The organism is Candidatus Neomarinimicrobiota bacterium, from assembly GCA_021734025.1.
Classification (GTDB): domain Bacteria; phylum Fidelibacterota; class JAANXI01; order JAANXI01; family JAANXI01; genus JAANXI01.
Window position 1 is genome coordinate 432047 of the sequence record JAIPJS010000001.1, and the last position, 12627, is coordinate 444673.

At 47.5% G+C, this 12627-nt stretch carries 14 protein-coding genes; all 14 read left to right on the forward strand.

The genetic code is table 11. The annotated features are described in order from the left end of the window. Positions 1–70 precede the first annotated feature (70 nt). The 14 genes from K9N57_01710 (at position 71) to K9N57_01775 (ending at position 12146) form a co-directional block, all read left to right on the forward strand. Positions 71–1183: a flagellin gene (locus tag K9N57_01710; GenBank protein ID MCF7802883.1), complete on the forward strand. Its 1113-nt coding sequence runs from the start codon at positions 71–73 to the stop codon at positions 1181–1183. 105 nt (positions 1184–1288) lie between these two features. Next, positions 1289–1684 (forward strand): flagellar protein FlaG, encoded by a 396-nt coding sequence (locus tag K9N57_01715; GenBank protein ID MCF7802884.1) that lies wholly within the window; start codon positions 1289–1291, stop codon positions 1682–1684. A gap of 2 nt (positions 1685–1686) precedes the next feature. Continuing rightward, entirely contained in the window at positions 1687–4761 is a 3075-nt protein-coding gene (fliD, locus tag K9N57_01720) for a flagellar filament capping protein FliD (protein MCF7802885.1), read from the forward strand. Between the two features lie 35 nt (positions 4762–4796). Further along, positions 4797–5192, forward strand: coding sequence for a flagellar export chaperone FliS (gene fliS / locus K9N57_01725; protein ID MCF7802886.1), 396 nt, complete (start codon positions 4797–4799; stop codon positions 5190–5192). A gap of 4 nt (positions 5193–5196) precedes the next feature. Beyond that, positions 5197–5664: a flagellar protein FlgN gene (locus tag K9N57_01730; GenBank protein ID MCF7802887.1), complete on the forward strand. Its 468-nt coding sequence runs from the start codon at positions 5197–5199 to the stop codon at positions 5662–5664. 15 nt (positions 5665–5679) lie between these two features. Beyond that, complete coding sequence (locus tag K9N57_01735) at positions 5680–6204, forward strand: flagellar biosynthesis anti-sigma factor FlgM (protein MCF7802888.1); 525 nt, start codon at positions 5680–5682, stop codon at positions 6202–6204. 172 nt (positions 6205–6376) lie between these two features. Further along, on the forward strand, positions 6377–6580 hold the full coding sequence (locus K9N57_01740; protein MCF7802889.1) for a helix-turn-helix domain-containing protein: 204 nt from the start codon (positions 6377–6379) through the stop codon (positions 6578–6580). A 75-nt stretch (positions 6581–6655) separates the two neighbouring features. After that, the gene (locus K9N57_01745) at positions 6656–7579 is read left to right on the forward strand and encodes an HDOD domain-containing protein (protein ID MCF7802890.1); all 924 of its coding nucleotides are present in this window, start codon (positions 6656–6658) and stop codon (positions 7577–7579) included. Beyond that, the gene (locus K9N57_01750; protein ID MCF7802891.1) at positions 7579–8439 is read left to right on the forward strand and encodes a hypothetical protein; all 861 of its coding nucleotides are present in this window, start codon (positions 7579–7581) and stop codon (positions 8437–8439) included. The genes K9N57_01745 and K9N57_01750 overlap by 1 nt, the downstream gene beginning before the upstream one ends. A 51-nt stretch (positions 8440–8490) precedes the next feature. After that, positions 8491–8871 (forward strand): response regulator, encoded by a 381-nt coding sequence (locus K9N57_01755; protein MCF7802892.1) that lies wholly within the window; start codon positions 8491–8493, stop codon positions 8869–8871. Continuing rightward, entirely contained in the window at positions 8864–9469 is a 606-nt protein-coding gene (locus tag K9N57_01760) for a protein phosphatase CheZ (protein MCF7802893.1), read from the forward strand. The genes K9N57_01755 and K9N57_01760 overlap by 8 nt, the downstream gene beginning before the upstream one ends. Positions 9470–9481: 12 nt before the next feature. After that, positions 9482–10588 (forward strand): HD-GYP domain-containing protein, encoded by a 1107-nt coding sequence (locus K9N57_01765; GenBank protein MCF7802894.1) that lies wholly within the window; start codon positions 9482–9484, stop codon positions 10586–10588. Positions 10589–10594: 6 nt separating this feature from the next. After that, positions 10595–11431 (forward strand): MotA/TolQ/ExbB proton channel family protein, encoded by an 837-nt coding sequence (locus tag K9N57_01770; GenBank protein MCF7802895.1) that lies wholly within the window; start codon positions 10595–10597, stop codon positions 11429–11431. Between the two features lie 13 nt (positions 11432–11444). Continuing rightward, positions 11445–12146, forward strand: coding sequence for a flagellar motor protein MotB (locus tag K9N57_01775; GenBank protein ID MCF7802896.1), 702 nt, complete (start codon positions 11445–11447; stop codon positions 12144–12146). Positions 12147–12627: the final 481 nt, after the last annotated feature.

A 12627-nucleotide genomic window follows, 5' to 3' on the forward strand; every position in this document is an offset into this window, starting at 1 on the left:
AAAGGATGTTGGCCAACATCAATTTGCAAGGAAGCAAATACTACTAATCTCATTCAAGGAGGAATGACAAATGGCACTTCGAGTAGCAAATAACGTATCTGCAATTAATGCGCAGAGGAACCTGAACAAAAGTCAGAATATGCTGGCCACTTCATTGGAACGCCTTAGCTCTGGGCTGAGGATTAATAAGGCTTCTGATGATGCGGCTGGTCTTTCAATCTCTCAAAACTTCAGGGCTGATATTGCTTCGTTTAAGATGGCATCTAAGAATGCCTCCCAGGCGACTGCAATGCTTCAGACTGCTGAAGGCGGTATGGATCAGATCCATAACATGTTGACAAGGTTGAAAGAACTGTCGACGCAGGCTGCTTCCGATAACGTAACTGGTAATCGAAGCGATATAAATGCAGAAGCACAGCAGCTGATTACAGAAATCGACAGAATTGCAAATTCCACTAAATACTCTGGAACAGCATTACTGGATGGTTACGGTAAATCGACATCGGCTTTTGACACTGCTGAGACTAACGTACAATCCGGTACTGTTGATATTTCGAGTTATGATGTGTCTGGTGCAGACGCTGGAGATTATACAGTCACAGCATCTGGTGCTGAACTCACAATAACTCAGGCGGTTGAAAGTGGAACTTTGAGTCAAACAGTAACGCTTGCCGCAGATTCAACTGCTGATTTCGACGCGTTTGATATTAGTTTGACGCTTAGTTCTGACGCCTCAGCGAGTGGAATCGCAGGTGATTTAGCAGGTACTATTACGGTAAATGCTTCTGGTGGTACCTTCCAAATCGGCGCTGACAATGATGGTAATAACAGGGTCAACTTTAGTATCGACAGTGTGCAGTCCTCTGACCTTGGGGTTAATAGTCTTAATTTGACTACCCTCGCCAGTGCACAGGACGCAATGGATCTTGTTGACACAGCTATAAGTACTGTCAACACAGCCCGTGCATCGATTGGTGCTAACCAGAACCGGCTCAGTTATGCCTCTGCAAACCTGGCAACATCGATTGAGAATGCGACTGCAGCCGAATCGGTCATCCGTGACACGGATATAGCATCCGAGATGACTCAGTTCACCAAGTCACAGATTCTGCAGCAGGCGGGTACTGCGATGTTGGCTCAGGCTAATGCGCTGCCGCAGGCGGCCCTTTCGCTTCTGGGTTAAGCTGAAAACCAGATGGACAACTAATCCCGCAACAGGGCGGGAACTCGGAATACGGGAGAGGGTCGGAAGGCTCTCTCCCTATTCTGGTATATGAGAACAGGGGCTATGATGAATGCAATAAAACCGATTGGTGATGCGACTGGCGGTTTTCCGGCAAAGTCAAATACTCACCTGCATTCAGGGCAATTAAAGGTGAACAAGGTTATGGCGCCAAATCCGTCTGCTCATGTACAAAACTCCCAAAATTCGAATGCATCAAATGAAAATCCACTCAGGCGCATGTCGGAAATACAGGGGATGATCCAGGATCTGAACAGTCAGGTGAATTATGTCCGGGAGAGTTTACACTTCCGGGTGCATGAGAGTAGCGGGCAGCTCGTGGTGGAGGTCCAGGATATGGCTACCGGTGAAATCATCCGCGCTATTCCCCCGGAGCAACTCCTGGATAGCCTCGGGAAAATCCGGGAAGCGGTCGGCGCTCTCGTGGACGCGGAGGTCTGATCATGGCGGACGGTGTGGCGAGTGTCAGTGGATTAGCGTCAGGGTTTGACTGGGCGAATATTGTCGCCCAGTTGATGGAAATTGAGCGGACCCCCATCCGCAGAATTGAGCGAAAGCAGTCTGAATACGAGGCCAAGATAAATCTCTGGCAGGATATTAACAGCCAGATCACGAATCTACGATCCTCGGCAGATACACTCCGTACCGCAGACGCATTTAACAAATTTAACAGTAGTCTGAGCTCTTCATCCAGCACGGATGCTGAAGACCTTTTATCCATCTCAACTTCCGAAGATGCGTCAGTTGGATCATATGATATTACAATTAACCAGGTGGCACTAAAGCAGAAAATTTCTTCCCAAAGTTTTACGGAAAAGGATACCGCCCTGAACCTCTCAGGGGAAATCCTTATTAACGGCAGTGTAGTTTCTGTCAATACGACCGATACGCTTCAAAATATCAAAAATAAAATAAATACGGCCAATTCCGGCAGTACGGCCTCCGATGTGACCGCAACCATCCTGGAAACGGCGGATAATGATTTTCGGCTGGTCCTCACCAGCGACAACTCGGGGCGTGATGGGTTCGACCTGCTGGCAGCGGATAACACCACGTTATTGCAGGATATGGGGCTTGTTGACAGTACCAGTTCACTCCGATTCCAGACCAGTGACGGGGCAAAATCCAATGAGTTCTCCAATGCAAATACAGCTGTCGCCGATGTATTGGGCTTATCGAATGCCCAGAGCGGAAGCGTTACCATCGGCGGACAGGCCATCTCTATCGACCTGGCGTCTGATTCTCTCGTGGACATTGCCAACGCCATAGATGGAGCGGCCGGGTTAAGCGCTTCAGTTGTTACAGAAGAGAATGATGCCGGGGACACCGTATACCGGCTGGACGTATCCGGTTCAACATCGTTTACGGATTCAAATAATATCCTGCAGACACTCGGATTTGTGGAAAACGGATTTTCATCCATCGCAGAAATCCATGCCAGTGATACCGCACTTCAGGCTACGTCCGTCGCGGGGGGCGGCGCAGTTACGTCGGCAACGACATTCGGAGAAATAGATACCGGCGTAGACGCCAATGATGTAACGAATGGAGATACCATCTCAATCTCCGGAACAGACCATTCCGGGAATACGGTCTCGGGAACATTTACAATTGCTGACACATCCACCGATACCATCGGCGATTTTCTTTCGGAGATCGAAAGCACCTTCGGTGGGAGCGGAGCAGTGGATGCGTACATCAGCGATGGCACTGACGGCTTCACCGCCGGTACACTCGTTGTCGAAGACCAGGTCAGCGGCGACAGCCAGCTAAGTGTGGATATCACCTCCAATAATGAGGGCGGTGGCTCACTGGACTTCGGAACGGTTAGCGTTGACACCGAGGGGCGCGCAATGGAGTTGCAATCCGGTACGGATGCTTCTCTCAATGTCGATGGCGTGACTATTACACGCTCGGACAATACCATTACCGATGTCATCGAGGGAGTTACCCTTGACTTGCTGAGCGCCGATTCCGGGACCTCAATGGATTTATCTATTGGGCGGGATACAGAAGCGATTACCAAAGAGGTAAACAAGTTTATTTCGAATTATAACAAGGTTATGGGCACCATCAGCCAGCAATTTTCCTATTCCGAAGAGGACGGTACCGGCGGGATGTTGTTCGGTGACGGGACGCTTCGGTCTGTGCAGTCCGATGTCCGGAATATAATCATTCAGCAGGTTGAAAATGTCGCGGAAGATTTCAGCACCTTTGGTATGGTTGGAATCAATCTGGATAATGAAGGACAGCTCAGTCTGGACAAAACAGAGTTTACAGCAGCGCTTCAGAATAATTTCAATGATGTCCAACGCCTTTTTATCGGGGATGGAACGTCTGAAAATAGTCAACTGCGGTATATCAATCATACCAGAGATACAAATGCCGGGGTGTACGAGGTGAACATTACCCAGGCGGCAACCAAAGCTGAAGTGCAGGGCATTGCAAACCTGAGCACCGGACTTACAAGTCAGCAGACTATTACACTCGAAGAGGGAACGGCAACCGCGGCGCTGACATTTGATGCCGGCACTGACATCGATGCAATCGTTGCCGCGCTGAATTCGGAGTTTGATACCGCCTATCAGGAAGCGTTCACGGAAGCAACAGGTCATTTAAATACGAGCGGCAGTGCGATCACTTCAAGTACAACATTGAATGAAATTGATACAACAGGAACTGCAACGAACGACCTGAGTGACGGCGAAAAAATTACGTTCACAGGGACAGCGCGCAACGGTGATACCGTTTCCGGTTCCTTCGAATTCACCGATATCACAACGCAAACGGTTGGAGATATTCTCAGCACCATAGAAAACGCATATAACGATAATGTGACGGCCTCTGTGGATTCTAATGGTCAGATACAGATTGAAGACGATTCTGCAGGCCCCAGTCAGCTTTCGATATCTCTGGCATACGACGGTTCAGGTTCACTGGCTTTTGATACTTTGGCCTCAACAGTGACCGGAAGATATCGGATGGATCTGGAAGCGTCGAAGTCTTCTGGCGGGGAACTGGATATCTCCCATGGCAGCTACGGCAGCAACAGTTTTACCGTGACCGCCGATGCGGAATTCGGTATCACGGACGGCGTCTATACAGGGCAGGATGTGGCCGGGACAATCAACGGGGAAGCCGCAACCGGTGACGGACAAGTCCTTACCGGCGACGAGGGCGAATCCAATGTGGAAGACCTGACCATCGAGTACACCGGAACCACTACGGGGGCGGTCGGCAACCTCACGCTGACCTACGGTATCTCCGAATTAATGTATCAAGAATTGTACAATGTTGTCGATATATATGATGGATACGTTAGTCAGAAGATTGATTCACTTCAAGACTCTATTAAGGATTTCGATGCGGACATTGAAGACAAAGAAGGCCGGCTTGAGATTAAGCGCCGGGAGTTGGTCCGAAAATTCCTCTCGATGGAGTCGACAATCAGTGGGTTGAATGCCCAGAGCAACTGGCTGCAAAGTCAGCTCAACGGACTCCTGACTCAGTATCTGTAGGAATCTTGAACCACCAACGAAGGAGCAGACAGCATATGTATCGACAATACGCTTCACATTACAAACGACAGGAAATTCAGACGGCGAGTCCCGGGAAAATTATCGTATTGTTATACGATGGTGCTATCAAGAATCTGAACGCAGCGGAAGCGGCGTACGAAGCGAAAGATTACGAGCGAAAATCGTCGGCGATCACCAAAACCCAGGATATTATCGTGGAGCTGATGAATGCACTGAATTTCGAACAGGGCGGCGAGATCGCAGAACGGCTACAGTCGCTCTATACGTATGTGATGCGTCGTCTGCTGGATGCGGACATCAAGAAAGATCTGAAAGCGATAGATGAAACAAGAAATATTCTTTCTGAACTAAGGGAGTCTTTTGCTGCCATCGTAAAAAATCAGGACGGAATGCAGGCGAAAACGGGATAATACTATGGGAACGAATCAGCCGGATAACTGGACACTGAGCGAAATCTTCCTGGATCTGCTTCAGGATAAATTGTTGAACTTTCAGAAATTTTACGACCTCTCTGTAGAAGAGCGGGATTCACTGAAGCGGGAGGATACGGTGGGGCTTGCCTCGATTTTGAAGCAAAAAGGCAAACTACAGCAAAAGATCAACCAGATTGAGCATCAAATTCACCGCCTGGAGAACCGCCACCCACTGTTCATCAATCAAATGAACAGCGAACAAAAGGTGGAATTCAATGGGACAATTCACCTGATTGTAGAGTTACTACAAAACATTATTGATTATGAAGAGAACAATCGGGAGATTGCCCAAAGCAATAAGAAAGCGATTCAGGAAGACTTGAATCAGCTAAGCCAGGGTAGTAAACTGCTGGCTAATTACTTTCGAAAACCGGCAGTCAATGCTCACTTTATCGATAAAGCGCACTAACAAAGAGAGTCAGCTATGCGAATCAAAGATATTCTGACCGGTAGTTTTCAAAAGACGGGTCGGACCAAAGATAAAGACGGTCCCAGGGCCGTCTCGCCAGACCAAAAATCCCAGAGCTCGGACCCGGTACGGAAGACGGATACTACGGAAATTTCCAGCGAAGCCAGGGAGCTGCAACAGGCAGCCCAGCTAATTCAGGAATCCGTAGAGATCCTGAAATCCATGCCGGGAATACGTGAGGACGCGGTGGCGATGGCCAAAACCCGGGTCGAATCCGGTTATTATGACAAGCCGGAGGTGTTACATGCAGTTGCCGGGATTATCGAAAACCACTTAACTGCCGAGAGTCCGGTGTCATCCACAGATCTCGCCACCGACATCATTGCGAATATCTCGCCGGAAAACGCCGATCTGACCAGAGAAGATCTTCAGATGATTCAAGAAAATCTTGAAAAGGGATTTTACCAGAATCGCGAGGTCGTTGAACAGGTCGCCGATCGGATCTATCGTTTTCTTGGACAAGTTCGATCAGAAGAATAAATTAGGAAAGTAGTCGAGAGCACTTTTTCCCTATAAGTAAAATTCAGTAATTTTTAAATTAATTACGTAAATATTTGTCATTCCGCAAACCTGCAAGTTTTTACATAAAACGCTAAATATTTCCAAACAGTTGCCGATAATAACTTTGACTCCCAGTAAAGAGGATTGAACTATGGATAATGAAATTCTGGATATCGAAGCCGCAGCAGAGTTTTTGGGAATAAAGAAGCGTACGATGTATAAACTCGTAAAAGACGGGGAAATTCCTGCGGCAAAAATTGGCGGACAGTGGCGTTTTTACCGCGAACAATTACTTGAATTGTTTAAAGCGCCGAAGTCCGAAGCTGATAATTTTCCTTCCGACAAGCACAAGTAATTTATTCCGGGGGAGTGCCTGCCGGATAATTACAGATAGTCTGGCTGCCAGGAATATAAATACCAGGATATAATTGTGATAAGTGACGAACAGCGGGAACAGATAGAAACAAAAATCGGTAATGTGGGGTCATTACCAACCCTGCCGGATGTGGTGGTGAAAATCACCGAATTGGTGAATAGTCCGAATTCGTCTATGCGCCAAATTGAATCAGTTATCGAAGTTGATCCCGTGCTCTCATCCACAGTACTCAAGGTCGTCAATTCATCGTTCTACGGCATGGCACAGGAAATTAGTGCGCTTCGCCTGGCCCTGGTTATCCTGGGTATCAAGGAAATTAAAAACCTGGTATTATCCCTGTCGGTTTTCCGGTTGTTTTCAGGAAAAACCTATAAACAGGACTTTAACCTGAAAGACTTTTGGCATCATTCTGCAACCACCGGACAAATTGCCAAAACTCTTTCGCAAAGACTGAATCTGCAGTTCGCTGGAGAAGAGTTTGTCGGCGGACTCATACATGATATCGGCAAAGTGGTATTATTCAAAACACTGGATGATGAATATATCGAAGTTATGAAGTATGCCAGAGAAAAGCGCGCCCGGTTGCACCAGGTGGAAATGGATACTTTCGGTTTCCATCACGGACATGTTGGTGGATGGCTTGGAGAAAAATGGCATCTTCCAAAAAAACTGATCGCCACGGTCGTATATCACAACAATCCGAAAAAGACGCCGGAATACCAGCAACTCGTCGGGATCGTGAGCCTTGCAAGTGCGTTGACACGGGCCGCAGGGGCGAACCCGGATGCTCCGTTTGAGGCGTTTATTCTGAAAGAGCATCCGGCGATGCAGATGTTGATGGACAATACTATCGGATTTGAATCTATCGATTGGGAACGATTTACCCTGGAGCTCGGGACCGACGTCCGGAAATCGGTGGAATTTGTGACTCTGTCTCAGCAAAGCCTCTGGAAAAACAAACAGGAAAGTGCAGTCTGATGGAGCAATTGTCTCAGCAAAATATCCAGTTGTCGCCCGGTCTGTTCACGGCGGTTCGGGATTACTTGTATGAGAAATCCGGTCTGTATTATGCTGATTACAAAAAATATCTCCTGGAAGGGCGGCTGCTGGCCAGACTGAATGCATTGAATCTGAATACGTTCCAGGAATATTACCGATATATCAAAAACGGCACCGGGAATGGTCCGGAACTCCAAAACGTTCTCCGGGATATTGCTAAAAGTGAGGCTTATTTTTTTCAGAACACACCTCAACTGGATGCCCTGACCAAATGGATTCTCCCGGAATTAAAGGAGCTAAATTCCACGCCGCAATTACGGTTGGTGAGTCTTGCATCCCGGCAAGGGGAAGATATCTACACACTTGCGATCGTATTGCAGGAATATATTGAGGAAGCCGGGCAGGACTGGGATGTGGAACTGATCGGAATAGAAGAAAATCCTGATCTGGTTGCACATGCCAGAGAAGGCGAATACGATTCGTATTCCATCCGGAATATGCCCCGCCGGCTGATCCTGAAATATTTTTCCCATCTGGGCAATAAATTTCGAATAAAAGAGCAGATCAACTCCAGGATCACCTTTGTCAATAGTGCCCCGGACATCTGGTTGAGACAGAATTCTGATCCGATAAACGTTATGTATTGTCGGAACAGGCTTATAACTATGGAGCATCTTAAAAAACAGAAGTTTGTTACTGATATTACCAGGACTCTGGCCTTAAACGGCTTTTTATTCCTTGGCCAAATGGAGACACTGCACAAGATACAACATGATCTTCAGTTGTGTCACTTTCCGAATACATTGTCTTACGTAAAACAGGTACAGGGGGAGACGTAAACCAGGGAGCTCAAGAACCGAAAGAAATGCAGAAAAAATTGAGAGGGGATTATGAAAATTTTAATCGTTGAGGATTCGCCGACGATGCGGCGAATCATAAAAAACACCTTAAAGCGCATCGGGTACGAGGATGTGGAAGAAGCGGAGGATGGCGTCGAAGCATTGGCGGCGCTGGGAAACGCAAAAATTGATTTCATTATTACTGACTGGAATATGCCGAAGATGAGTGGCCTGGATTTTACCAAACGGGTTAAATCAAATCCGGACTATGGCGATGTTCCAATATTAATGGTGACAACCCGAAGCGTGGAGCAGGATGTGCTGGATGCTTTCGAAGCGGGCGCAGCAAGCTACATTGTGAAACCGTTTACACCACAAGTAATGAAAGAAAAGATCGACGAGATCCTGAAACAGGGAGGCGATAATGAGTGACACTGACTTTAACGGAATCCCGTCCAAGGTCATGCAGGATTTTATTCAGCTGGTAAAATCTGTCAATAGTATGATAGAAAAGTTTAAGTCAATACGGGCGCCGATTGTTGAGTCGTCCAATTCTATGCCGGTGGCCACCCAGCAGCTGGATAAGGTGACGGCGGAAACTGAAAAGGCGACCCACCAAATGCTCGATTTGGTCGAAGGAATTACCGACCGTGGCGCGGATAGTATTCAGCGGGCGAAAAGCGTAAAAAAGGAGCTGGATGGGAATTTCGATGCCGCAAAGGAAGATCTCGACCGGATCGTCGCAAATGCGGAACAATCACAGGAAGACGGCTTCCTGATTATGGATGCTCTCCAGTTCCAGGATATTACGGCGCAGCAGATAAACCATGCCAATTCCATCCTGGAAGAAATCGAAAAAAAACTGTTGTCGCTGTTGGAACTTACCGGGGAAACATTCCAGATGAATTCGCGAATTTCCAGGCATTTTGACCCGGAGGCAACAACCGAGGGTGGTGAAGCCCGGCAAAAGCATGTTGATGAGTTGATTAAATCCCAGGAGCAGGCTCGAAAAGGGAGTAACAATCAATGACCCGGACCTCCCATGCCATATTTACCAATTGAGGATGTAAAGCCCGGTAGTTACCTCGGCCACACCATTTTCTCTGAAAGTGGTTCGGTTCTTTTAAATAAAGGGGTTGAACTCAGCGATAGTTTCATCCGGAAGCTGCACATGCGAGGATACAAAAGTCTGTATGTACAGGAAAGTCCGGAAGATGAGGTGGAGATGCAGGACGTGGTTTCCCCACAAGTCAGAAACAAGGCTGTGATGTCCCTGCGGGAGACGTTTACTACCGTCTCCAAACACGGACACTCCCGGAAAAAGTGGCAGGAATCCACGAAAAAACTGGATGACCTCTCCTGGGAAATCCTGGAGGATCTCGAAAATCAAAGTTCGCTGAAGGCGGATTTGATTAACCTGAAATGTGTAAACGAGTATACTCTGGAGCATTCGGTGAATGTAGGGATAATGTCCGGGTATCTTGGGATGGAAAGCGGTTTGAACATGAAGCAGGTTCGGGAAATTATTAAATCCGGTATTTATCATGATATCGGGAAAACATTTGTCAAGAATGATATTCTGGAGAAACCGGCTTCTCTGACAGAAGACGAAATGGAGGAAATCAGGAAGCATCCGAAGACGGGATTTCGGATGTTGATGAACCAATATAATATGTCGCCAATGATTAGCATAGGAAGCCATTTGCACCATGAACGGTGGGATGGTTCCGGATATCCCAACGGTATGGCCGGTGAGGAAATTCATATCTATGGTCGTATTGTATCTATTATCGATGTATTCGATGCCATGACCTCCGACCGGGTCTATCACAGGGCCCAGGGCAATGACGTTGTGCTGGCGCATATCGAAAGCCTGAGTGGGACTGAGTTTGATCCAATGCTGGTTGATATATTATCAGCCATCATTTATCCCTATCCTACCGGAACCAAAGTTGCACTGAGCAACAGAACGACTGCCATCGTTGTCACAAATCACCCCAAGACACCACAAATGCCGACGGTGAAGGTGGTCAAACCGGAAACACAGGCTGGACTAATATATGAACTTGCACAACATCAGGATGAGATTGAAATAACCACAGCGCTTCATTCATCTTTGCCGGAATCTGCCGGCGAAATACACGGATAACCTACCATGAATATTGCCACAATTATTGGGATTGTAATGGGGATTGGGCTCGTCTCCGGGGCTATATATCATGAGGCCGGTACGTTTATATATTTCATCAATGTGTCAGGGTTGGTTATTGTCGTTGGCGGGACAGCGGCCGCGACCTTCGTGAGTTTTCCTATCAAAGATGTGTTTGACGTGATGCGCATCGGATTTATTGTGCTCAAACGGGAACCGCCGCAGCTGCAAGAGTACCTCGGTCAGATATTGGACCTGGTTCGCATTGCCCGGAGGAAGGGGAACCTGGGGCTGGAAAAGGAAGTCCCGAATATCTCGAACCTGTTCCTGAAAGATGCGGTACAAATGCTGGCTGACGGGTATTCAACCCAGGAAATTACGGAAATCCTGGATGAACGAATATTGTACAAACAGGAACGCGAGTTCAGCGAAGCTGAAGTCTTTCGTACTATGGCAAAGTTCGCCCCGGCATTTGGGATGATTGGAACATTGATTGGCCTAATCCTCCTCATGGTGCATATGGGGAGCTCCGGGCTTGACTCCTTGGGCACCGGGATGGCTGTCGCGTTGGTAACGACCTTTTATGGCGTACTGTTTTCCAATTTGATATTTAAGCCGTTCGCGGTGAAGCTCGAGCGCCGGACTAAGGAGCAGAGCATTATGATGCGGATGGTGAAAGAGAGTATGATTATGATCGCCGAACAGTGGCACCCCATCAAAGTCGAAGATTATCTGAACTCGTTCCTGAAGCCGGGTGAGCGCTCTATCCCGGATCGAAAGAAACTCTTCGGCGGCAAGCCCAAGCGCAATATTTCCCCGGTCATCGACGATGTAAACGGATAGCCAAGCTTCCGCGATGAATACCAACGGTCAAAAACCAAAGCAATCCTTCCTGGTATTTCGGAACAACCAAAATGAAGATGATGGGGAAGATTGGCTCATAACCTATTCGGATATGATTACCCTCTTATTCGCTTTTTTCGTCGTCATTGTGGCAATATCACAGGTCGATCCGGTAAAGCTCCAGCGCGTATCGCAATCAATGGCCACCTCTGTCGGGAAAAAATATAACCAGGAGATGGATTTCTCCCTGGCAGAAATCTATACGAGCCTTGAGAAGATAATTGAGGAAGAAGGACTGACCGGTCAGGCGGAGGTTAATTATTCACCTGTGGGTGTCGTGATGCGCTTCAAGGGGAATATGTTGTTCCGGACCGCGTCTGCCGATATCCAGCCGAAGGCGGTCTCGGTGCTGCGGAAATTGGCAAAGGAAATCCGGGCAAAGCCGTATCGCATTGATGTGGAAGGTCACACGGATAATCGGCCGATTGTGACGGCGCTGTATCCGTCAAACTGGGAGCTCAGTGCAGCCAGGGCATCAAGTGTAGTAAGATTTTTCCTGGATGAAGGGGTGTTACCGCACAAGTTGCGCGCCGTTGGCAGGGCAGACACCAAACCCTTACGGCCAAATGAAGATGTGCGGGGCAATCCTGTAAAAGAACACCAGGCGATGAACCGGCGTGTGGAAATAGTCTTTCTCGGGTCCTCGTTTAACTGAAATTTGAGCAAAGTATACTTTCATCATTGTAGAGTACTTTTTCTTATATCCCTTGAGTGCATTTTAAAAAAGCCTACTGCTATTTTGATGTATAGGAAATATATGAAAATCCATGGGAGTTTGAATAGCCCCGGCATTCCCCGGAGGGATCCCCATGGGATATGTCGGGGGAGGCTTCAGCCCTTTTTGGAGTAAACTCTTTCTTTTATTCACGCATTCACATACGTGATTTCCGGATAGCGGGATAAACCAGCACTATACAGATGGTACTTGCTGTCTCGCTCCTTACAAAACAGAAGAGGGAATAAGTGAGCCTAGTCTGAGAAGGGCTGAGGCCCCTGAAACGTTTAACGAGGACCTTGTTTCCCCATATAAATGGCGGGGCTATTCAAATATTTTCTATTTTCACGATATTACTTAAACAAGAAAACCACTGGTTACTTCTTAGACCGAACTCATAAGTACAAATAAAAAAAGAGCG

Bases quoted from the DNA above. Each gene is read 5' to 3' on its own strand.
- K9N57_01710 (MCF7802883.1), top strand. From the start codon at position 71: ATGGCACTTCGAGTAGCAAATAACGTATCTGCAATTAATGCGCAGAGG.
- K9N57_01715 (MCF7802884.1), top strand. From the start codon at position 1,289: ATGATGAATGCAATAAAACCGATTGGTGATGCGACTGGCGGTTTTCCG.
- fliD (MCF7802885.1), top strand. From the start codon at position 1,687: ATGGCGGACGGTGTGGCGAGTGTCAGTGGATTAGCGTCAGGGTTTGAC.
- fliS (MCF7802886.1), top strand. From the start codon at position 4,797: ATGTATCGACAATACGCTTCACATTACAAACGACAGGAAATTCAGACG.
- K9N57_01730 (MCF7802887.1), top strand. From the start codon at position 5,197: ATGGGAACGAATCAGCCGGATAACTGGACACTGAGCGAAATCTTCCTG.
- K9N57_01735 (MCF7802888.1), top strand. From the start codon at position 5,680: ATGCGAATCAAAGATATTCTGACCGGTAGTTTTCAAAAGACGGGTCGG.
- K9N57_01740 (MCF7802889.1), top strand. From the start codon at position 6,377: ATGGATAATGAAATTCTGGATATCGAAGCCGCAGCAGAGTTTTTGGGA.
- K9N57_01750 (MCF7802891.1), top strand. From the start codon at position 7,579: ATGGAGCAATTGTCTCAGCAAAATATCCAGTTGTCGCCCGGTCTGTTC.
- K9N57_01755 (MCF7802892.1), top strand. From the start codon at position 8,491: ATGAAAATTTTAATCGTTGAGGATTCGCCGACGATGCGGCGAATCATA.
- K9N57_01760 (MCF7802893.1), top strand. From the start codon at position 8,864: ATGAGTGACACTGACTTTAACGGAATCCCGTCCAAGGTCATGCAGGAT.
- K9N57_01765 (MCF7802894.1), top strand. From the start codon at position 9,482: ATGCCATATTTACCAATTGAGGATGTAAAGCCCGGTAGTTACCTCGGC.
- K9N57_01770 (MCF7802895.1), top strand. From the start codon at position 10,595: ATGAATATTGCCACAATTATTGGGATTGTAATGGGGATTGGGCTCGTC.
- K9N57_01775 (MCF7802896.1), top strand. From the start codon at position 11,445: ATGAATACCAACGGTCAAAAACCAAAGCAATCCTTCCTGGTATTTCGG.